Source organism: Novosphingobium sp. 1529 (genome assembly GCF_040544855.1).
In the GTDB taxonomy this organism is placed as follows: Bacteria; Pseudomonadota; Alphaproteobacteria; order Sphingomonadales; family Sphingomonadaceae; genus Novosphingobium; species Novosphingobium capsulatum.
The window spans coordinates 44809-66326 of the sequence record NZ_JBEPKW010000014.1 but is presented as its reverse complement, the minus strand read 5'-3'; the positions used below and the strand labels follow the sequence as shown (position 1 = coordinate 66326).

Annotated in this window: 16 protein-coding genes and 1 pseudogene; 8 read left to right on the top strand and 9 right to left on the bottom strand. The window is 65.6% G+C overall.

The window, feature by feature from the left end:
* Positions 1 to 6: 6 nt before the first annotated feature.
* A complete protein-coding gene (locus ABIC78_RS19445) occupies positions 7 to 585 on the bottom strand; it encodes an ANTAR domain-containing response regulator (RefSeq protein WP_022678162.1) in 579 nt (192 codons plus the stop codon).
* A 262-nt stretch (positions 586 to 847) separates the two neighbouring features.
* Between ABIC78_RS19445 and tnpC the strand changes: the two are divergent.
* Positions 848 to 2088, top strand: a pseudogene (tnpC, locus tag ABIC78_RS19440) (IS66 family transposase); the annotation flags it as partial.
* Between the two features lie 59 nt (positions 2089 to 2147).
* Here the strand turns inward: tnpC and ABIC78_RS19435 are convergent.
* Both ABIC78_RS19435 and ABIC78_RS19430 read right to left on the bottom strand, forming a co-directional pair.
* Positions 2148 to 2957 (bottom strand): IS5 family transposase, encoded by an 810-nt coding sequence (locus ABIC78_RS19435; protein WP_354491467.1) that lies wholly within the window; start codon positions 2955 to 2957, stop codon positions 2148 to 2150.
* Positions 2958 to 3076: 119 nt separating this feature from the next.
* On the bottom strand, positions 3077 to 6076 hold the full coding sequence (locus ABIC78_RS19430; RefSeq protein ID WP_171797633.1) for a TonB-dependent receptor plug domain-containing protein: 3000 nt from the start codon (positions 6074 to 6076) through the stop codon (positions 3077 to 3079).
* A gap of 318 nt (positions 6077 to 6394) precedes the next feature.
* Between ABIC78_RS19430 and ABIC78_RS19425 the strand changes: the two genes are divergently transcribed.
* Positions 6395 to 6889 carry a gluconokinase gene (locus tag ABIC78_RS19425; RefSeq protein WP_082209292.1) on the top strand — a complete coding sequence of 165 codons (495 nt, stop codon included), beginning with the start codon at positions 6395 to 6397 and terminating at the stop codon, positions 6887 to 6889.
* A gap of 30 nt (positions 6890 to 6919) precedes the next feature.
* On the opposite strand, the gene ABIC78_RS19420 is transcribed toward ABIC78_RS19425, so the two are convergent.
* The 3 genes from ABIC78_RS19420 to ABIC78_RS19410 all read right to left on the bottom strand — a co-directional run bounded on the left by ABIC78_RS19420 (position 6920) and on the right by ABIC78_RS19410 (position 12096).
* A complete protein-coding gene (locus ABIC78_RS19420) occupies positions 6920 to 9946 on the bottom strand; it encodes a glycosyl hydrolase family 28-related protein (RefSeq protein WP_171797638.1) in 3027 nt (1008 codons plus the stop codon).
* A gap of 114 nt (positions 9947 to 10060) precedes the next feature.
* Positions 10061 to 10738 (bottom strand): FadR/GntR family transcriptional regulator, encoded by a 678-nt coding sequence (locus tag ABIC78_RS19415; RefSeq protein WP_107716820.1) that lies wholly within the window; start codon positions 10736 to 10738, stop codon positions 10061 to 10063.
* Positions 10739 to 10752: 14 nt separating this feature from the next.
* Positions 10753 to 12096 (bottom strand): GntT/GntP/DsdX family permease, encoded by a 1344-nt coding sequence (locus ABIC78_RS19410; protein ID WP_171797632.1) that lies wholly within the window; start codon positions 12094 to 12096, stop codon positions 10753 to 10755.
* 334 nt (positions 12097 to 12430) lie between these two features.
* Between ABIC78_RS19410 and ABIC78_RS19405 the strand changes: the two genes are divergently transcribed.
* Positions 12431 to 12640 (top strand): helix-turn-helix domain-containing protein, encoded by a 210-nt coding sequence (locus ABIC78_RS19405; RefSeq protein ID WP_210427002.1) that lies wholly within the window; start codon positions 12431 to 12433, stop codon positions 12638 to 12640.
* Positions 12641 to 12829: 189 nt separating this feature from the next.
* Here the strand turns inward: ABIC78_RS19405 and ABIC78_RS19400 are convergent, their stop codons facing one another.
* Positions 12830 to 14524 (bottom strand): acyl-CoA dehydrogenase family protein, encoded by a 1695-nt coding sequence (locus ABIC78_RS19400; protein WP_171797631.1) that lies wholly within the window; start codon positions 14522 to 14524, stop codon positions 12830 to 12832.
* Positions 14525 to 14624: 100 nt separating this feature from the next.
* Here ABIC78_RS19400 and ABIC78_RS19395 point away from each other — a divergent pair, with 100 nt between their 5' ends.
* Entirely contained in the window at positions 14625 to 15263 is a 639-nt protein-coding gene (locus ABIC78_RS19395; protein ID WP_171797630.1) for a TetR/AcrR family transcriptional regulator, read from the top strand.
* 28 nt (positions 15264 to 15291) lie between these two features.
* Here the strand turns inward: ABIC78_RS19395 and ABIC78_RS19390 are convergent, their stop codons facing one another.
* Positions 15292 to 15861, bottom strand: a complete 570-nt coding sequence (locus tag ABIC78_RS19390) for a ferritin-like domain-containing protein (protein ID WP_022674737.1) — start codon at positions 15859 to 15861, stop codon at positions 15292 to 15294.
* 189 nt (positions 15862 to 16050) lie between these two features.
* Between ABIC78_RS19390 and ABIC78_RS19385 the strand changes: the two genes are divergently transcribed.
* From ABIC78_RS19385 to ABIC78_RS19370, 4 genes are all read left to right on the top strand, one after another.
* Entirely contained in the window at positions 16051 to 16968 is a 918-nt protein-coding gene (locus tag ABIC78_RS19385; protein ID WP_107716823.1) for a heme o synthase, read from the top strand.
* Positions 16969 to 16984: 16 nt separating this feature from the next.
* On the top strand, positions 16985 to 17158 hold the full coding sequence (locus ABIC78_RS19380) for a cytochrome c oxidase system small membrane protein (RefSeq protein WP_166643350.1): 174 nt from the start codon (positions 16985 to 16987) through the stop codon (positions 17156 to 17158).
* A gap of 39 nt (positions 17159 to 17197) precedes the next feature.
* Entirely contained in the window at positions 17198 to 17752 is a 555-nt protein-coding gene (locus ABIC78_RS19375; protein ID WP_022674740.1) for a cytochrome c oxidase assembly protein, read from the top strand.
* Positions 17753 to 17859: 107 nt separating this feature from the next.
* Complete coding sequence (locus ABIC78_RS19370; protein ID WP_022674741.1) at positions 17860 to 18684, top strand: cytochrome c oxidase subunit 3; 825 nt, start codon at positions 17860 to 17862, stop codon at positions 18682 to 18684.
* A 104-nt stretch (positions 18685 to 18788) separates the two neighbouring features.
* On the opposite strand, the gene ABIC78_RS19365 is transcribed toward ABIC78_RS19370, so the two are convergent.
* Entirely contained in the window at positions 18789 to 21476 is a 2688-nt protein-coding gene (locus ABIC78_RS19365; RefSeq protein ID WP_171797629.1) for a M1 family metallopeptidase, read from the bottom strand.
* Between the last annotated feature and the right edge of the window lie 42 nt (positions 21477 to 21518).

Genomic DNA, 21518 nt, shown 5'->3' with positions numbered 1-21518 from the left:
TTTCCATCATGTGCCTCCCATCAGCTTGTGCGCGGTGACCACCGCTTCGGCGATCTCCGCGATCCGCCGGCCCTGGTTCATCGCGGTCTTGCGCAGTTCGGCATAAGCCTGCGGTTCGGTCAGGCCGCGGCTGTCCATCAGAATGCGCTTGGCCGTGTCGATCGCCGCGCGCTCGGCCAACTGGCCCTTGGCTTCGGCAAGGTCCGCCTGCAACCGCGAAAAAGCGTTGAAGCGGCGGACCGCCAGGTCAAGAATCGGACGGATGCGATGCGGGGCAAGGCCGTCGACTACGTAGGACGAAACGCCTGCGTCGATCGAGGCGGCGATCGCCTCGTCGTCGCTTTCGTCCACGAACATTGCGATGGGGCGGGCCAGCGCGCGGCTCACCGCAAAGTATTCCTCGAGCACGTCGCGCGAGGGATTGCCCAAGTCCATCAGCACAATGTCGGGATCGATATGCGCAATGCGGGCCACCAGGCCACGCCGTTCGGTAACAACGAACAGCTCGCAATCGTCGAGCGCGGCAAGGCCCTCGCCGATGACGGCGGCGCGAGAGGCGCTTTCATCGACGATGGCGATCCGCATGGCCCCTATTGCACTGCATCACGAGTGGTTGGCAATCTCTCACACAACGCGTTTGTGGATCCAGGCAGTGACTTGGCGACTGAGGCCCAGAAGGTGACCAAAAAAGGCCCTCAGCAAATATGAGGAAGTCGCGAGGCGAGGCACGTGAGGATCTAGCTGAGCTATTTTAAGCGGTTGCCCCACAAAATGCTTTGCAATGTTGCAATGGCATTTGTGGGCGCCCCTTCGGATGCAAGCAGTAAATCGGGGTATGTTGGCACGTAATCGGATGCTGTTACCCGCACATCTCGAGCGGATCGAACAGGTTGTCGATGTTGAAGCGACGGCTTGTCCTTGCTGTGGTGGCGCGCTCCACCAAATTGGCGAGGACGTGGCTGAGCGTCTCGATGTCGTGCCGACCAGCTTCCGCGTGCTAGTCACGCGCCGCCCGCGTTATGGTTGCCGCTCCTGCGAAGGCGCAGTCGTGCAAGCACCGGCACCAGCGCGGATCGTGGAGGGCGGCATTCCCACCGAAGCGCTGATCGCGCATGTGCGGTCACCAAGTACGCCGATCATGCCCCGCTTTACCGACAGGCCCAGATCTACGCGCGGCAAGGCGTCCAACTCGATCGCTCGACCTTGGCTGACTGGGTTGGCCGGGCGGCACGGTATCTGCGACCCTTCCGAGATCGCATTATCGAAGAGCTGCGACGATCCCAACGTCTGTTTGCGGATGAGACCACCGCCCCCGTACTCGATCCCGGACGCGGGTGGACGAAGACAGGGCAGCTCTGGGCCTATGCTCGCGACGATCGGCCATGGGGCGGCGATGATCCACCACTGGTGGCCTACGTCTACGCGCCCGGTCGCAAGAGTGAGAGCGCCCAAGCGCACCTGGGGAACTATTGCGGTATCCTGCAGGCCGATGGCTACAGCGGTTATCCCGCGCTGGCCAAGCGTGGCCAGCAGCTCAGCCTGGCGTTCTGCTGGTCGCACGTTCGGCGCAAATTCTACGAACTGGCAGGGAACTCCCCGGTCGCGGCAGAGGTGCTGCGCCGCATCGCCATGCTCTATGCCATCGAAGACCAGGTCCGGGGCACCTGGGCAGAACATCGCCGCGCTATGCGCGCCGAAGAGGCCCGCGTCATTGTCGATGACCTGCACCTCTATCTCGAGGCAAGGCTCCTCCAGGTCAGCGCCAAGAGCAAGCTCGCCGACGCTATCCGCTACGCCTTGACCCGCTGGACCGGGCTGTCGCTGTTCCTCGACGATAGCCGCGTCGAGCTGGATTCCAACTCCGTCGAGCGATCAATCCGGCCCTTGGCCCTGAATCGCAAGGACGCGCTCTTCGCCGGTTCGGATGAGGGCGGCGACAATTGGGCGGTGATTGCTACGCTTATCGAGAACTGCAAAATCTCGGGCGTGAACCCACACACTTGGTTGGCTCAGACCCTCGCCAAGCTCGCCAGCAGTCATCCAGCCAACGCCGTCGGCGAACTCATGCCCTGGATCGCCGTGGCCTGAGAACGTCGCTTACCGCTCTCGACGACGCGGCTATCGCGTTCCTGATTGCCTAGAGACTGTTATGAACCTGTCATCAAAGAAATGGCCTGCTTGCTCATGATTGTGGCGAAGGCGACGAGATGGAGGCCCGCGAGTGTCTGGGCATATCGCTCGTAATCCTTGACGAGCCTGCGGAAGCGCGTGGCCCATGCGAAGGATCGTTCGACAACCCATCGGCGTGGCAGCAGAACGAAACCACGTTTGGCTTCGGGCAGTTTGACGACCTTGAGATCGATGCCGTGCTGGGCCGCCGCCTGGGCGGTGGATTGACCGGTGTAGCCCTGATCGACCCAGGCTATTTCCACGCTGTCGCCGGTGACGGCCTGAATAGTTCTGGCCATGGTTTCGACCTCACCGCGATCCTGAGCACTGGCAGATGTGACATGCAAGGCCAGCAGGTTGCCCAGCGTATCGACCGCGATATGGACCTTGGAGCCCTTCTTGCGCTTGGCTCCATCATAGCCACCGCGTTCGCCGCTTTCGGGTGTTGAACGCAAGGTTCTGCTGTCAATGATCGCGGCGCTTGGTTCGGCTGTGCGGCCGGATGCCAGACGCAGCACCACGCGAAGATCGTCTATCAGCGCCTCAAAGCATCCCGCCGCCAGCCAGCGCTGCGTCTGCTGGTAAACTGCCGGCCACGGCGGCAGGTCGTTGGGCATCCATCGCCAAGGCGCGCCAGTCTTCACAATGTAGCGCAAGCCGTTGAAAACCTCGCGCAGGCTGTGTTCGCGCTGCCCGGCATCCTCGGGCAAAAGCGTCAGATAGGGCGCAAGCAACGACCATTCTTCATCGCAGACGTCTGACGGATAGGGCTTGCGGTGTTGCTCCATACAAGCCTTTGAATCCATTCAGACCAGCAAGTCCATAACAGCCTCTAGGTCTGTAGGAGCACCGGACAAAAAGAACCGCCGGTCCCTGGGAGCGGGACCGGCGGCGAGGGAGGGTCTGGTCAGAAACTGGCGCGCACGCCGATACGATACATCCGGCCGATGACGTCGTAGAGCAGCGGGTTCACGTCGATCCCGGTGTTGGTCTGTGGCGACGCGGCTGGATCGTGGTTGAACAGATTGTCCACCTTGGCATAGGCCGTGATCGCCTTGGTCACGTTGTACGTGGCGCCCACGTCGAAATAAAACGCGCCGGGCATGCGGTTGTTGTCGATCGTGGGGTGCAGCGTGGCCTGCTGTGCGGTCTGCACCGGACAGTTGGTCTGGCACTCGATATATTCGTTGCTGATCTTGCCGGCGCTGAACCAGCGCTGGGTGAAGGTCAGGCTGAAGTTGTCGGTATCCCAGCTTTCGGTTGCCAGCACTTTCCACTTGGGCGTGGCCCCGGCGTTGACCCCGGCGCCTTGCGTGGGGATCGTGTTGGGCAGACCGATATCGGTGATATAGTTGCGCACATTGGTGGCTAGTGCGCGCAGGGTCAGGTTGCCAGGCAGCTTGAGGCTGTCGAGCCGGAACTGGTAGCTTGCCTCGATATCGAAGCCGTCGGTGAAAATCGAGGCGAGGTTGAACGCCTGCACGTTGACATAGGGCGTGGCGGCATTGAGATCGAAGGCGCTGCACAGTTGCGTCACCCCGCCATAGCAGTAGTTCACTTCCTGCTGCGCGCTGAGTGAGGAGACCACGCCTTTCACCTTGATGCGATAGTAATCGACCGAGAGGTTAAGGCCTGGCGCCCAGCCCGGGCGCGACAGCACGATGCCGGCCTCGGTATTGCGCGCGATTTCCGGCTTGAGCGCGGTGTTGCCGATCGTGTTCTGCTGCACGGTGACAGGCTGGTTGTTGTTGAACGGATTGGTCAGCCCCGGCACGGTAACCGTGATCGGCGCGGCATAGAGCTCGCTCAGGTTGGGCGCGCGCACATCGCGCGAGGTGACCGCGCGCAGGCGGATGCCGTCCACCGGTGTCTGCCAGGTGCCGCCGATCTTCCACGTGTAGACCGTGCCCGAGGTGCTGTAGTGCGTGGCGCGACCTGCCAGGTTGAGATTGGCCTTGCCGGCGCCGGGCGTGTCGACCAGCGGCAGGTTCGCTTCGAGGAAGCCTTCATAGACCGAATACTTGCCGCTGCCGTCGTGATAGTTGCCCGCGTACCAGTTGTTGCCAGCGGTGTTGAGCAGCGGATCGGCCGGGTAATCGGCGGTGTTGGGATTGCTGGCGGTGACCCCGTTGCCATAGGGATCGCCTTTCACGCGGTAGTATTCGTGGCGCCATTCGCCGCCGAATGCCAGCGAAACCGGGCCGGCCCAGGTGGAAAAGGGCTGGTTGTTGAACGCGATGCTGGCCACGTCCTGGGTCTGGCGGGTGTGCTGGTGCGGGCCATGGGCAGGGGTGATATAGGCAAGCGTCGCCGCGCTGGGGGTGGCGCCGCCAATGATGTTGAGCGGTACGCAGCCACTGGCGCGTGCGGCCGGATCGGCGCAGGCGATGGTGCCGTCGTTCAGGCGCACCGCCTGGATCGCGGCGTTGTATCGGGCGTTGAGCGTGATGTTGCTCACCGTGATGTCGGTGATGTTCTCGCCATGCTCGACATAGGCGTCATAGTGCAGGTCGCTGCCCAGGAACGGGATCTTGCCCTTGGCTCCGGCGACGAAGCGATATTGCTCGCGCACCGGATTGACGTTGATGAACTGCGGCAGCACCGCGTTGCTGACGCCATACTTGAAGCTGGTGATGCCGTTGGCCGCGCACAGATCCTGGATCGAGGTGGGCACGAACGGGTTGGAGCATTGCAGCGTGAGCGAATTGGCCTTGGCCGCGCCCGGATTGGGTGTGTTGTTGGAGGTGACGCGCGCCACATTGACCGTGGCATAGGCCTCGTTGTCATTATCAATATCGAAGCCGATACGGCCATAGCCGTTGGTGCGGGTGATTTCCGATTGCAGGCTGGTGCCGTTGCCGACGTTGCCGGAAAGATCGCCGCCCACGCAGAAGCCGTTGTTGCAACCGGTCACGGTGCCGGCGGCGTTCTTGTCGGGCACGCCATTGGAGCCATAGACGAAATTGAACGGCTTGCCGCTCTGGTCGAAGGCGATGCCCTGGAGCGGGCCGGCCGTGATCAGGCCATACTTGGTGTATTGATAGGCCTGGGCATGCTTGCTGTTGCGGTATTGCGGCCTGCCATCGGTGTGCAGGCCAGTGTTGATCAGCGTTTCGGTCTCGTACCAGTCGCGCCCGTTGGGGCCAGGGCCTTCGCCGAAACCATAGGCGGGAACGCCGTTTTCATGGCTGTATTCGCCGCTGACCACCACATGCAGGCGGCCATCCATGAAGGATTTCCCGGCCGCGGCCTGGAACGTGTAATTGTAATCATCACCATAGGTGGTGATGCCGTTCTGCGCGTTGGCCTTGAAACCTTCGAAGTGCGTGTTGGTGACGAAGTTCACCACGCCGCCCACCGCGTCCGATCCATAGGATGCCGATGCGCCGCCAGTGACCACGTCCACCCGATCGACCAGCAATTGCGGGAACAGGCTGATATCAGGCACGCCGGTGACATTGGCGCCGACCACGCGCTGGCCGTCGAGCAGGGTAAGCGTGCGGATCGGTCCAAGGCCGCGCAGGCTGAACGAGCTGAGCCCCTGGGTGCCGCTGGACGTGCTGTTGGTGCCGTAGGTCGCACCGGTGCTGCCCTGGAGCGAGGGCAACTGGGCGATGGTGGTGAAGATGTTGGGCTGCGCGCTCTTGGCGATCACCGCGGCGCTGAGCACTTGCGTGGGGGTCGGCGCGCTGAAGCCGCTGGAGGTGATGCGCGAACCGGTGACGACGATTTCCCCGGTGCTGGGGGCGGGCGCCGCTGCTGGGGCAGGGGTTTCGGGCAATGCGGCCGGTGCGGCCTCTTGCGCAAGCACTGGGCAGGCCCAGGCCAGCGCCACGAGTGCGGTGCCCTTGGCCAGGGCGGTGCGCAGCGGCCTGCTGCTCGATGTGGCGGTTGGCGTGGTGGTCATCGAAAATCTCCCCCATGGCTGGTCCCTCGGCCGGTGGCGCTGCCCCGGCCTGGCTTGGTATCGCTAACAATCTTGCGCGTGGTCCTGGCGTTGGCAGCCCGGTTTCCGTGGTGAGGGCATAGGACTGCGGGGCGCCTGACGCAGCCGCGACCATGGTCCTAATTGGGCGGGCGCCGGCGACGCGGCTAAGGACGCTGTCGACATGGCTGTCAGGCAACCCGCGCGGCGCACGCCATGCGGGGACGGCAAAGCAGGAAGGACAGAAGCGTGTCGGGCAAGATTGCAGGCCACAGCGTGGCGCCGCTGGCCATCGTGGTGATGGGCGTGAGCGGCAGCGGCAAATCGACACTGGGCGCGGCGCTGGCGGCGCGGCTGGACTGCCCATTCCTGGAAGGCGATGGATTCCATTCGGCGGCAAACGTCGCCAAGATGCGCGAGGGCATCGCCCTGACCGATGCAGACCGCTGGCCCTGGCTCGATCACCTGGGCGCGGCGATGGGCCAGGCGGTGCGGCAAGGCGGCGTGGTGGTCGCGGCCTGTTCCGCGCTGAAGCGCGCCTATCGCGAGCGGCTGGCTACCGCGACAGCCGAACCGATCGCCTTTGCCCTGCTCGATGCGCCCTTGGCCGAACTGGCCCGGCGCATGGGCAACCGGCCAGGGCACTACATGCCGCCGAGCCTGCTCGATAGCCAGTTGGACACGCTGGAGCGACCCGGCGCGGATGAGCCAGCGCTTACTCTCGATTCCACGCAGGGCCAGGATCGGCTGGCCGATGCGATCCTGGCCTGGATCGCCCAGCGCCTCGCAGCTTAGCGTTCCAGCGCGCTTGCAGGTTCGGTTTCCTCAGGGCCGTGCGGCAAAGAGGGCGTGGTGGGTTAGGATGTAGAGCGTGCGCCCGTCCTTGCCGCCGAACAGCAATTGCAGGGGGCGTTCGGGCACGTCGATCCGGTCGATCGGGCGGCCTGCTGCGTCGTAGACGAAGACTTGGCCATTGGCGATGTAGACGCGTCCGTCTGGCCCTGATGCCACACTTTCCCCGCCGCGATCGGCAAAGGGTTGCAGGTCTGTCACTGCGCCGCCGGCGCCCAGGCGGGCGGAATAGGTCCGGTCTTCTGACTCGTTGCTCAGGAACACCCGCGCGTCGGGTCTGGCGGTGACCAGGCCATAGGCATCGAGCGAATCGGAAAAGCGCCAGCCGAGATGGTCAGCCGGGCCTTGCTGGAACACGCGATAGGCGGGGATGGCAAGGCTGCCATCGGGCGAGACATATTCCTGCGCCTTGGGCAACGCTACATCGCGGGCGAACATCTCTGCCAGAGTGGTGAAGCGGTAGGTTGCCGGATCGAGCTGGCTGCGAAACTCACCGTTGACCCAGAGGTTGCCGGGCAGGGCGGTGAGCCGGTCGGGGGCCGGTGTCGTGGCGGCGGCGGTGGGCGGGATCACCGTCAGCGCCTGCGCCGATGTGCCGGGTTTGAACGCATAGACCGTGCCGTTGCGGCCGAGCGCGGAGAGCACGATCAGGTTGCCCGCCCGGTCCATTGTCAGATTGACCGGATCGAGTGGGGCGTCGCGTTCGGTGGTCAGCCCTTCGGTCTCGCTCCAGCCATGAATGCGCTGCTGGAAATGATCGATGAAATAGAGCTTGCCCTGCGCGTCGACCACGCCGCCGCTGGCGGAGAAAAATCCGTCGGCGAGCTTGGTCACGGGCACCCTGGTCGCTGCCGGCGCAACCGGATTGGCGGGCACGTCGAGCACGGCAAATTCGCGTTCGCGCACTTCCAGGCCATGCGTCACGTCGAGCAGCGCGTTTTCGAACGGAAACTTGCTGGCGCGCAGGAACGTGGCGCAGCCGTTTTCGTCGCAGGTGGCAAAGCCGCTTTCGGCGTTCACGTGCACGTTGCGCAGGCGGATGTCGGCCGAACGCTCGATCCGCACGGCGGCACGGGCCGGCTGGCGCGAGCGGGTGACGCGATAGGCGTGGAGATTGGCGATCAGGATATTGCGGGATTCGCGGATGTCGAACGAGACGGCATCGGGGCTTTCGCCGGCTTCCTCCTCGGTCTGTGGCGCGAGGAATTCCCAGTTGGCGACGCGGGTGAGGCCGAATTCAGTGCGGACATGGTGCTCGGCCGAAATCTGGTAGACATGGCCGGGCGTCTGCGTGTCGGACACGACCATGCCGGCTTGGGCATAAGTATTGGGCGTCCAGATATTGGCAAAGGTGCCGCCGCCGCCCGCGTTCACCCACAGGCTGGGATATTGGCCACCCCAGCGCCGGCGCGGATCTTTGTCGGCGGTATGGGTGTCGTTGTAGGGATCGAAACGGGTGCCATCGGCCGCCAGCGTGCCGTGGCCGCCCTGGAATTTCACGTCTTCGACCAGCGAGCCGGCGCCCGATTGCCACGACAGCGCGGTGGCGCGCGGGTTGATGCCGCCGGTGAACAGGCCCAGCCCGGTGACAATGGCCTCTCCCCCGGCAGGAGCCAGGACCAGCGCGCGCGGCGCGCCGACGCCCTGGAACGCGGGCGTGCCATCGGGCAGCACGATCTGGGTGAGATCGGGGTGGAGCCCGATCAGCACGCTGTCGGGCCGTAGCGTCAGCGTATCGGTGACGACATAGCGGCCGATCGGGAAATAGAGCACGCGGTGCGTGGCGATCGCGCGTTGCAGGGCGGCGGTATCGTCGGTCCGGCCATCGCCGTTGGCGCCCAGTGCGCGCACGTTGGCCCATTGCGCCGGGCTGGGCAGCGCGCGGATCGCCGGGGCACGCGGCCGGGGCAGGGCGGCGAGCGCGGCCTGGTCCATGCGCGTTTCAACCGCGCCGGGCACACCCAGGCCGGGCATGGTGATGCCGTGGGTGAAGCTCTTTACCCGATAAACCGGCGCGGCGCCGGCCACGGTCTTGCCGCTTTCGCGAAAGCGGGCGAAGACCGGGGTGCGGCTGGCCACGGCGTTGTCGAAGCCGATCTGCGTATAGGCGTTGTTGGCGTTGGCGATGACCACGCCAGCCTGGCTGACGTTTTCAAAGCGCACGTCCTTGCCCCACAGCCAGTCGCCATAGCCTTCGTCGATGGCGATCCCCACCGGCACGTTGCGCAGCGCGACGTTGACCAGGGTGAGCCCGGCCTCGTGCTCGCGAATGGCGGCCTCGCGCTGGCCGTCGAATGTGGCGTCGAGCAGCGTGAACGGCCAGGCGGGAGAGGTCTTTTCGCTGAGGATGCCATAGCGGCCGCCGTGGAAATGCACGTCCTGCGCCATGTTGCCCACCTGATAGGCGCCGGCGAGGCCCGAACCGACCTGAAAATCCATGTGCCGCAGAAAGGCATGCTGCGCGGCGTGGAAACGCACGCCCACTGCCGCCGGATTGCCCGCGCCGATGGCAATGTCGATATTGGCCATGGCCGAATAGAATGCATCGGAATTGGCGTCGGCGATGGCGGAATTGAACGGCACCGCGTCGGGCGGGGGGAACGGCACGTTGCCGTCGCCGGCGGTGGGGCTGCCCTTGGGGCCGCGCCCGGTGAAGATCACCATGGTCGCCACGCCCTGCTGGAAGCCCCGTGTGGCATCGCCGAGCACCAGTACCGGCCGGGTCTTGCCCGTGCCGATTAGGCGCAGGCCTGGCCAGAGGAACAGCGAGCGGGTGATGCGATAGCGCCCGCTGGGCAGGAACACCACGCCTTCGCCGCGCGCCCCGGCCTGGTCCAGCGCCTGCTGGATCGCGGCGCTGTCGTCGGCCTTGCCATCGCCCACCGCGCGCACGGTGATCGCCTGGGTGTCGCCGGGCACCTGGTCGAACACCGATGGCGTCTTGGCCTGTGCCAGGGTTGGGGCGAGCGCGATGGCCGCCAGAATGCTTGATCCGATCATCCAGGCCTGCCGTGGCACCACGTTTCCTCTCCTCACCCGATCCGGCCGGGATAGCGGCTGGCGCGCGCCGGGGCAGGCGCGACCATGGTCTTAACTGTGTGGAATTTCAGGCGCTCAGGGCATCAGCCGCTTGCGCCCCTGCCACAGGTGCCAGCGCATCGCGAGCGCAGCGGCATCGCCATCCTGGGCGCGGATAGCGTCGACGATCAGTTCGTGTTCCTCGATCATGGCGTTGATCGCGGCGGGCGGGCGGGAGCGCGAGATATCGACCCCGGCGCGCAGGATGCGGTCGATCTCGTCATGCATGTGATCGAAGCTGGAGACGAAGATCGGGTTGGCGGTCGCTTCGAAAATGGCGCGGTGCAGGTCCATGTCTTCCACATGAGCCGGGCCACTCGCTTGCAGGGCGGCGCGCAGCGCGTCCATCGCGCGCTCGATCACCAGCATCTGTTCGGCCGAGCGGCGCTGCGCGGCCAGGCGTGCGGCTTCTGCCTCGAGCACCAGGCGCACTTCATAGCTGCCCATGGTGGCGGCAAGGTTCTGCATCGGCAGATGGCTGCCCAGCCGTTCGGACGGACGCCGCTTGACGAACGAGCCGGCGCCGCGCCGCGCTTCGGTAAAGCCGTCGGAGGCGAGGCGGACCAGCGCCTCGCGCACCACGGTGCGCGACATGCCGAACATTTCCGCCAGGCGCGTTTCGGAGGGCAGGCGGTCGCCGATCTGGAGATCGTCGGTGTTGATCAGTTCGACGATCCCGGCATAGGCGCGATCGGCCAGGCGTTCCTCGTGCATGGTCCTCCCCTTCTTCAGACGATCCATCCGGCGGCCAGCACCAGCACCAGGCCTACCACCGAAATCAGCGTTTCCAGCACCGACCAGGTGCGGAACGTGTCGGGCGTGCTGGTGCCGAGATAGCTGCGCACCAGCCAGAACCCCGGATCGTTGACGTGGGAGAAGAACACCGAGCCAGCGCCGATGGCAAGCACGGTCAATTCCGGCGAGGCGCCGGTGGCGGCGACTACCCCAGGCATGATGCCGGCGGCAGTGATCGTGGCGACCGTGGCCGATCCGGTGGCCAGGCGGATGCACACCGCCACGGCCCAGGCCATCGGCAGCGCCGGAATGCCGCCGTGGGCGGCGAGGTGGGCCAGGAAATCGGCCAGGCCGGCCGAGACCAGCACCTGCTTGAGCGCGCCGCCCGCGCCGATCGCCAGGATGATCGCTCCGGCCGGGGCCATCGCTTCCTTCCAGATCGCGCTCTGGATCGCCGGGGCGCTGAACCTGCGGCCGAACAACAGCGGCAGGGCAACGAGATTGGCGAGCACCAGCGCGAGCACCGGATTGCTCGCTAGGCCGAGCCAGGCAAGATGCGGGGCTAGGGCTGGCGGCGCCACAGCCGCGATCTGACCAGCCGCGATCAGTACCACTGGCAGCAGCACGCACAGCAGCGCGCGGCCCACGCCGGGTGCGGTGACGATTGGGGCGGCCGGCGTCATCACCGGGGCATCGGGCCGAACCCGGCGCGCGATCCACAGCGCGAACAGCGGGCCAGCCACGATCGCGGTGGGCACGCCGATCAGCAGGCCATAGAGCATCGTGCGCGGCAGGCTGGCGTGCAGTGCGTCCACCGCCAGCAGCGGGCCGGGATGGGGCGGCACCAGGGCATGCAGGGTGGAGAGGCCTGCCAGCGCCGGGAGGAGCAGGCGCAGGCGCGTGGTGCCCGCATCAGCCGGCCCGGTCATCGCTGCGGCTGCCGCCGCCGCGATCGGTAGCAGCAGCACCACACCGGTTTCGAAGAACAGCGGCAGGCCGATCAGCAGCGCGACCGCCATGCTCAGCCAAGGGGCCGCTGCCGGCCGGCCATGGTGCAGCGCCATGCGGGCCAGCACGCCCGCCCCGTCGGACAGTTGCAGCATGGCACCGAGCGAGAGGCCCAGCGCCACGACGAGGCCGGTGCCGCCCAGCACGTCGCCGGCGCCTTTCTGCACGGCTTTGGCGGTTTCGGCGACGGGCATGCCGACCGCGATGCCCACGGCAAAGGCGCCGCAGAGCAGGGCGAGAAAGGGATGGAATCGCCCGCGCACGATCAGGGCGATGGCGAGGCCAATGCCGAGCAGCGCGGCCAGGACCAGGCGCAGATCGTCGCTCATCGCGCTGCCGCCGTCCGGGTGGTGGTGATTCGCCCCGACCTGCCTTGCCCCGATCCGTGATGGCCCATCCTGCTCTCCTCTCGCGCCATGGCGCTGCCTGCCTGCGCTTGTTCTGTGAAAAGTTGTATAACAGGTGCGCGCCGATTTCAGCAATAAATCGTGTATTGACGGGATAACTCCGGCATAATATCAGAAAGCTGTCTAACTGATATTGGATTTCGCCATGCCGATCCGAGCATGGACGCGCGGTAGATGCCGCAACGGTAGGCGATAGGGAGAGACAACGGTGACCGACTTTGCCCCTGCCAGTGTTCCGAACCAGCCGGCGCAGCGCCTGTCAGAGGCGCCCGCCGTCCGCCTGACCCCTACCCAGTTCAAAGTGATGCAGGGCGTGCGCTCGGGCCAGCTCAACAAACAGATCGCCTATGACCTGGGCATCGCGGAAAAGACCGTGAAGGCCCATATGACTGCGCTGATGCGCAAGCTCAACGTGCGCAACCGCACCCAGGTGGCGATCGCCGCCCAGTCGATCCTCGCGCAGTAGTTTTTCGCCCAACACGTTTTCGGCAGCAGGTTTCGGGGCGTGCGGTAGCAAGGGAGCGGGAAAAGGCGAAATCGCCGGCAGCGCATCTGATGTATGCCGACGCCGCCCAGGCAAATCCTGCCCTCAACCATCTCTCAACATCACCACACAACAGCCCCAGCCGAACAACGGCGTGGGGCTTTTTCACGTTCAGCCCAGATAGCCGCGATCGACATCATCGAATGCCGCCACCAAGGCTTGCCCGTGGGATGTGAGCGCCGCTTCGGCCAATGCCTGCGCCCGCGCCAGAAGCAGCCAATGGCGGCCCAGCGCGGCGAGGTGATCGTGCACAGGGCTGCCCGACAGTGCCGCCAGCCGGGCGGCGATCCATCCTGTCGTGGCCAGGGATGCCAGTTGCAGGAACGGATAGGCGACGACCGTTGCCGTCGGCTTGTCGAGGCCCGATGCGGCCTGCTCGAGCATGTCGAGCAGCGCCCGCAGGGTGGCATTGCCGAGCCGGTCCGCATCACCGCGGGCCTTTGCCAGGAAGGCGCGATAGGCGCGGCCTTCATCGCCGAGCACGCGGCGCAGGGCGAGGTCGAGCGCCTGCATGCCGCTGGTGCCTTCGTAGATCGCCAGAACGCGGGCATCGCGCAGATAGCGCTCGGCTGGCCATTCGCGGGTATAGCCGGCGCCGCCGAGAACCTGGATGGCATCGTTGGCGCACAGGCTCGCTGCCTCGGCCGCAAAATTCTTGGTGATCGGCAGCAGCCAGGCCAGCAGCAGTCCCGCTTCGGTGCGGGCCGCCTCGTCCTCTTCCCGCGCCTGGAGGTCTGACAGTGCCGCGGCGGTCAGCACCAGTCCGCGGGTGACTTCGGCGCGCGCGGCAAGGCCCAGCAGCATGCGCTGCACATCGCCGTGCCGGTCGATCGTGACTGGCGGCGCATCGGCCCGGCCGCCCTGGCGCCGCTCCGCGGCATAGCGCCAGGCGAGGCTGGCTGCTGCGCCGGCAAGGCCTGCACCCTGGCTGCCCACCGAGAGGCGCATGCCGATGATCATTGTGAAAAGCTGGGCGAGGCCGCGTCCCGGTGTGCCGATCAGGTGGCCCGTCGCGGCCTCGAACCCCAGGGCACAGGTGGGCGAGCCGTGCAGGCCAAGCTTTTCCTCGATGCGCCGCACCACCACGGCATTGCGTTGGCCCGCGATATCGGATGGCACCAGAAACAGGCTGAGGCCTGCCGGACCATGCGCCCCCTCTGGCGTGCGCGCCAGCACCATGTGGGCGATGCGCGGGGTAAGGTCGTGATCGCCAAAGCTGATCCAGATCTTTTCACCCGTAATCCGCCAGGTGCCATCGGCATGGGGCACTGCGGTCGTGCGCAGTCGCGGTACGTCTGACCCGGCATCGGGTTCGGAAATGCAGATCGTCGCGGCCCAGCTGCCATCGACCAGGCGCGGCGCCCATTCGGCGCACAGCGCTGGGTCGGCATAGCGTTCGATCACCTTTGTCGCGCAGCGCATCGGCGTGGGCAGCATGCCGAAGGCGGGTGAGGCACGGTTGAGCAGTTCCTCGCACGCGCTGTGCACAAGCATCGGCAGACCCGCGCCGCCCCACTGTGGCGCGCCTTCGATCGTGTTCCAGCCACCGGCAACAAAGGCCTGCCAGGCGTCATGATGGCCTGGTGCCAAGCGCACGCGGCCCTGTTCCAGGCGGCAGCCAACCTGATCGGCCTGGGCGTTGAACGGCTCGATCACGCCTTCGGCAAGGTCACCGGCCGCGCCGATGATGTCGAGCAGCATCGCTTCGTCCAACCCGGCATAGGGAAATAGCGCCTGCACCCGCACGAATTCGGGCAAGGCCAGGATTTGGGCGACGATCGTGCCGGCGGCATCGGCGTAGGACATCTTGGGTTCCTCTCTCTATACGCTACCGTATGGTTTGAGGACGGACCTGGGTCAAGGCCGGTTCTGGACGGGGCATGGCAAGGCGCCTAAGCCGCATGGCATGACGTCGTCCCCGTCCAATCCAGCGTCCGATCCCGTCGCAGCGCCAGCAGCGGCCGCGCCATTGCCGCACAGCAAGCGCCTGGGCCGCGCCGACTGGATCGACGCAGCGATCCAGGTGATGGCCGACAGCAGCGTGGAACAGGTCCGCGTGGAAAAGCTGGCGATCGATCTCAAGGCGTCGAAGGGCAGCTTCTATTGGCATTTCAAGGATCGCAATGCCTTGCTCGACGCCGTTCTGGAGGAATGGCAGGCACGATCGACGCTGATGGTGCAGGAGCGGCTGATGCGGGACGAGCCCGATGTACCCACCCGGATCAGGCGGCTGATGGAACTGCCGTTTCATTCCGGTGCCGCAGCGCGCGCGGCCGATCTGGAACTGGCCATCATGGGCTGGGCACGCCGATCAGCGGCAGCACGGGCCGCAGTTGGCGCGGTGGACGCGGCGCGCACGGCTTATCTGGTGGACCAGTTCGTGGAACTGGGTTGTGGGGTGGCAGACGCGCAATGGCGCGCGCACCAGGCCTACGCCCTCCTGCGCTATGTCGCGCAGCGCACCGATCTTGCGCTGGCCGATCGGCAGCAGATGATTGCCAAACTGCATGCCCGGCTGACGCAGGACTGCGCCGCCGGGCATTGATCGACACATTCAGGACAAGGCGGCGGGGTTATTCGCCCTGCCAGCCTTCGAGCAGATCGCGGAATTCGTCGGCGTGGTTTTCTTCCTGCGCTAGAATGCCTTCCAGCATGATCCGCGTGGTGGGATCGCGATCGCCGACATAGGCGATCAGTTCGCGATAGGCTTCCACCGCGATGCGTTCGGCGATGAGGTCTTCCTTGACCATGTCCTTGAGCGTCTTGCCCACCTGGTATTCGGCATGGCTGCGCTGGGTCAGCGTGGCAGGATCGAGATCGGGTTCGCCACCCAGCTGGACGATGCGTTCGGCCAGCTTGTCGGCATGGGCGCGCTCTTCGTTGGCATGCTCAAGGAAATGCGCCTTGATCGGTTCCGAAACCAGACCATCGGCAGTGTAATAGTGCCGCATATAGCGCAGCACGCAGACCCATTCGGTGGCCAGCGACTTGTTCAGCTGGGCGATGATCACCTCGCGGTCCTTGGGGAAGGACTGGGTGACCGGGCCCTGGTCGATATGCTTGCGGGCCTGGGCACGCAGGGTGGCGGTGTCGGTAAAGCTGGCGTCAGACTTGGCCGGCTTGGCGGCGGTGGCAGTGGCCATGGAACATGCTCCTGCAAAAGGGATGGCATGGATCGAGGTGGCCATGCCGTGACACCGGGCAAATGATCGGGCCGCCCTCCGGTTCCATTGCCCGACAGGGCGGGTGTGATCGCCGGGGATGATCGCGCGTGCCGCTCGCTATCCTTGAACACTTTCCCTCATGGCCGGGGCTGCTATAGCCGCGTCACGATGGACCTAGTGACGACACCCTTGCGCATGCCCGCCGATTGGCGTGATTTCTTTGCGCTGACCAAGCCGCGCGTGATGACGCTGGTGATCTTTACCGGGCTGTGCGGCCTGCTCGCCGCGCCGGGAGAGATCCATCCGGTCTTGGGGTTTGCGGCGATTCTGTGCATTGCTGTGGGCGCCGGGGGCGCTGCCGCGCTCAACCAGTGGTGGGAGGCAGACCTCGACGCTGGGATGAAGCGCACCGCGCGGCGGCCCGTGCCGGCCGGGCGGATGGAACGCGAATCGGCACGCGATTTCGGCTTTGCCCTGTCGGGCGGATCGGTCGTGGTCATGGGCCTGGCGATCGGTTGGCTGGCGGCCGCGATCCTGGCGATCTCGATCTTCTATTATGCCTGGGTCTATACCGTGTGGCTCAAGCCGCGCACCCCGCAGAACATCGTGATCGGCGGTGGGGCCGGTGCCTTTCCGCCGTTGATCGGGTGGGTGGCCGTTACCGGGCACATCACCTGGATGCCGGTGGTGCTGTTCCTGATCATCTTCCTGTGGACGCCGCCGCACTTCTGGGCACTCGCCCTGTTCGTGCAGACCGATTACGCCAAGGTCGGCATTCCGATGCTGCCGGTGGTGGCGGGTGAAAAGGCGACGCGCCGGCAGATCCTGTTCTATACCCTGGTGCTCGTGCCCGTGAGCCTGGTGCCATGGGCGCTGGGTGGCGCCGGGCTGGTCTATGGCGTGGCGGCGGCGCTGCTCGGCCTGGGTTTCCTGGTGCTGGCCATGCGGGTGGGCCTGCGCGACAGCGTGGCCAATGACAAGATGAAGCCGGAAAAGCGGCTGTTCGGCTATTCGGTGCTCTATCTGTTTGCATTGTTCGCCGCGCTGGTGCTGGATCGGTTTGCCGGGCTCCAGGGGTGGGCCTGAGCGGAGAGGAAACAACGTGGGCGACAAGCCGGAAAATATTGACCTGAAAGCCTTTCGTGCGCGACAGAAAGCACGCAACCGCGCTTTGGGACTGGTGCTGGGGGCTTTGGTGGTGCTGTTCTTTGCCATCACCGTCGTGAAACTGGGTGTGCAGGCCGCACACCGCAACGAAAGCGCACAGCACGCCTGACCCGGACAATGCCGGGCGGGCGGATAAGGGAGAGAAAGCGTGGCAGCGGCAATCGACAAAACCACCCGGGCCAATCGCAAGGTGGCGATCATCGCCGGCGCGGCGGCCTTGGGCATGCTGGGCATGGGCTATGCCGCCGTGCCGCTCTATCGCATGTTCTGCCAGGCCACGGGCTTTGCCGGCACGACCCAGCGGGCCACTGCGGCCCAGGCGGCCAAGGTCAAGCCCACGCTGCGCCCGATCACCATCCGCTTCGATGCCAATGTCGCGCCGGGCCTGCCGTGGACGTTCAAGCCCGAGCAGGTGACCCAGGACGGACGAATCGGCGAGCGCAAGATCGCTTTCTTCACCGCCCGCAACAATTCCGACCAGCCCATTGTGGGCCGCGCGGTGTTCAACGTGACGCCAGAGCAGACCGGCTCCTACTTCCACAAGATTCAGTGCTTTTGCTTCAATTATCAGAAGCTTATGCCGGGTCAGGAAGTGCGCATGCCGGTGGTCTACTACGTGGACCCGGCTATGTTGGATGACGCGAACACGCGCGATATCCCGGAAATCACGCTCAGCTATACGTTCAACAAGGCCGCAAATTGACTGGACCGGGCCAGATGTGCCCGATAGACATTGCAGCCACCACAAAAATGGCTCCCGTCGCTGTGCGCACGAGGATGCTGGTTAAGCCTTGGGGGAAGTAGACGATCATGGCCGGCGCCAAGAACCACGATTATCACATCCTGCCGCCCGATATCTGGCCGTTCATGGGCGCTATGTCAGCCCTGGTGATGACCAGCGGCGGCGTTTTCTACATGCACAAGATGGCTGGCGGCACGCAGATCATGCTGCTGGGCCTGCTGGGTGTCCTGCTCACCATGTTTTCGTGGTGGGGCAAGGTAATCAAGGAAGCCCACGCCGGCGATCATACCCCGGTGGTGCAGCTGCACCAGCGCTATGGCATGATCCTGTTCATCGCTTCGGAAGTGATGTTCTTCGTCGGCTGGTTCTGGGCGTTCTTCGATTTCTCGCTGTTCCCCAGCAAGCTCAACACCGACGTGATCGGCGGCGTGTGGCCGCCCAAGGCGATCGAGGCGGTCATCAACGCGTTCGACCTGCCGCTGCTCAACACGCTGATCCTGCTGTGCTCGGGCACCACGCTGACCTGGGCCCATCACGCGCTGATCCATGGCGATCGCAAGGGCCTGAAGCTGGGCCTGACGGCCACGATCCTGCTCGGCCTGCTGTTCACCTCGATCCAGGCCTATGAATACGTCCATGCCCCGTTCGCCTTTGGCAAGAACACCTATGGTTCGGCCTTCTTCATGGCGACGGGTTTCCACGGCTTCCACGTGATCATCGGCACGATCTTCCTGATCGTGTGCTGGATCCGCGCCGAGCGGGGCGAGTTCACGCCGCGCCAGCATTTCGGCCTGGAGGCGGCGGCCTGGTACTGGCACTTCGTCGACGTGGTCTGGCTGTTCCTGTTCGTGGCCATCTACGTCTGGGGCAACTGGGGCGCGGTGGTCGAATAACCGCCCACGCCTATGGCCCACAAAAAGGGGCGCCTTCCGGGTCTGGAAGGCGCCCCTTTTTTGTGTCGCTGCCCCGGAGCCAGCCCCCGGGGCAGCGATCATGGTTACTTTAAGCTGGCCAGTTCGGCCGACAGCGCGGCAGCGCGCTGGTCCTTGAGCACGGCGCAATCCTGCACCCGCTCGATCGCGCGATCGAGTTCGAGCGCGCCGGAGTTGTTGGCAAAGTGCGGGCGCCAAGCAGCAATGGTCTTGGCCTTGTCCACCGAGCAGAATCCGCTCACCGCCTGGGGCAGGCTGCGCGCCAGGAAGATGCCGCCACCGCTGGAGAGCAGGGTGTCGACGTGGGCATTGGCCCAGGCAAACGCGTATTCGGCCGTCTTGGGCGAGGCGATGGCCAGCGAAATGCCGGTCAGCTTTTCCGAAAGGCGCAGGCGCTTGTCGGAAAACTCTTCGATCAGCCACTTGGCCACGCCCGGATCGTTGCTGCGGCCCACGGCGCGCAGGGCGGCCGGGCGCAGCAGCGGATCTTCCGTCGACAGTGCCTTTTCCATCAGCACCTTGGCGCCTTCCAGGCCGCGCGGCTTGAGCCACGCCTTGAACGCGCTGTTGTAGAAGGCGGGATCGAGCGCCGTGGCATCGCCGGCCAGCAGGCTGTCGACCGCCTTGGCCAGCTTGGCATTGAGCGCGGCATCTTCGGCCACGCCCGACATTTCCGCCACCAGGGCAACGCGGCGCTGCTGCTGATCGGGATCGTCACCCGCATGCGCGCCGGCGCGCGGATCGAAGCCCAGCTTGGCCAGCTGCGGACCACGCACCTCGGCCACCAGGCGGCGCAGGCCCTCGTGCGCAGCCGGGGACAACATGCCGCGATCGTCGAATGCTTCAAGCTGGCCGGTCGCGCCGTCGCTGGCATAGCTGTCGGGATTGGCGGCAAAGCTGCGCACGGCCGCCACCAGTTGCGCCGGCGTGGCGCGCCCGGCCAGGAAGCTGGCTTCCAGGCTGTCGATCGCGGCCAAGGCTTCGCCGCCGGGCAGGGCTGAACCCTGCGCGATCAGGCTGTCCCACTGCGCGGCGGGCAGTTCGAAGCGGTAGTACCCGGTGCCGCCGGCGTTGGGCATCAGCGCGCCGTTGCCGGTGATGGCCACGGTGCCGCTCTTGTCCACCAGCAGCTGGCAGACGCGGGCATCGCCCTGGCGCAGGCACAGTGGCACGCCCCAGGTCTGGGCCAGGGCTTGCGCCGGGGCCTGGGTGCCGAGCCTGACATAGCGGCTTTGCGTCACGTTCCATTTGCCTTGCCCGGCTGGGGCAAAGGTCACCAGCGGCACGCCCTGCTGGTCGGTAAAGCTTTGCATGGCAGGCAGAATGCGCGGATCGCCGGCAGCATCGGCCATGGCGCCAAAGAAATCGGCGGTGCTGGCGTTGCCGTACTTGTGCTTGGCCATGTAGCCGCGGACGCCGTCGCGGAACTTGGTATCGCCCATGAACGCGGCGATCATCGATACCACGTGGCCACCCTTGCCATAGGTGATGGTGTCAAAGGCCGCGTCGATCTGGCTGTTGCGCTCGATCTTCTGGTGGATCGGCCGGCCGACGATCAGCGCGTCGGTGTTCATCGCGGCAAAGCCTTCTTCCAGCGCGCCGGCCCCGATGTTGAGATCGGGGCGCCATTCGTTGCCGATGCGGAAGCCCATCCAGTTGGCAAAGCTTTCGTTGAGCCAGATATCGTCCCACCACGCCGGGCTGACCATGTCGCCAAACCACTGGTGCGCCAGCTCGTGCGCCACGACCATGCCGAAGTTGCGCTTTTGCGCGGTCGAGGCCTTGTCATCGAGCACGAGGAGCGAATCCTCGTAAAGATCGGCCCCGGCATTTTCCATGGCGCCCGGCATGATCGGCGCGGTGATCTGGTCCAGCTTGGGGAAGGGGAAGGCCTGGCCGAAATAGTTCTCCAGGTGGCTGACGATGCCCTTGGTGCCATCGAGGGCAAAGGCCAGCTTGTCGGCATTGGGCTTGGTCGAAACCACGCGCAGCGGCAGCGGGGTGGCGCGCTGCGGCGTAGCCGGCACGGCGCCATCCACGCTCACGAACGGACCGGCCATTACCGCCACGAGGTAGCTGGGCAGCGGCAGGGTCGGGGCAAAGCGGTGCACGGTCTGGGCGCCGCGCGTTTCGGTCGCCACTTCGGGCGCGTTGCTTACCGCGCGCTGGCCCGCCGGCGTGGTGATGGTGACAGTATAGGGCGTCTTGAAGCCGGGCTGGTCGAACGAAGGGAACGCGCCGCGCGCATCGATCGATTCGAACTGGCTCCAGCTGTACCACTGGTTGTCCACGTGCACGCGGAACAGACCGGTGGGGCCATCGTTGAAGCCGGCTTCGTAATCGAACGCCAGCGTCGCGGCGCCCTTGGGCAGCGGCTGGGCAAACGTGACCAGCGCCACGCCAGTGGGATCGGCCTGCTGGAACGTGCCGGCAATCGTCTTACCACCCACCTTGGCGACAACCTGCTTCACCTTGAGGTTTAGCCCGTGCATCCACACATAGCGGCCGCCCTGGTTCACGGTCACGTCGATCTCGGTATGGCCGGTAAAGCGCGGCTGGGCCGGATCGAGCGTGAAATCGAGGCGATAGGCGCGGGGCACCACGGCATTGCCGAGCTTGCCCACGGGCATCACGCCAGCGGCGGCGGGAATGGCCACGGCCTTGGCATCGGCGGAAGCAGCGGGGGCGGCAAGTGCCGGGGCGGCGGCAAGGGTGCCGGCCAGCATCGTGGCGGCAAGAAGCAGAGCGCGCATGGGATCCTTTCACGCGAAAAGAGGCTGGGCGCCTGCTTGCGC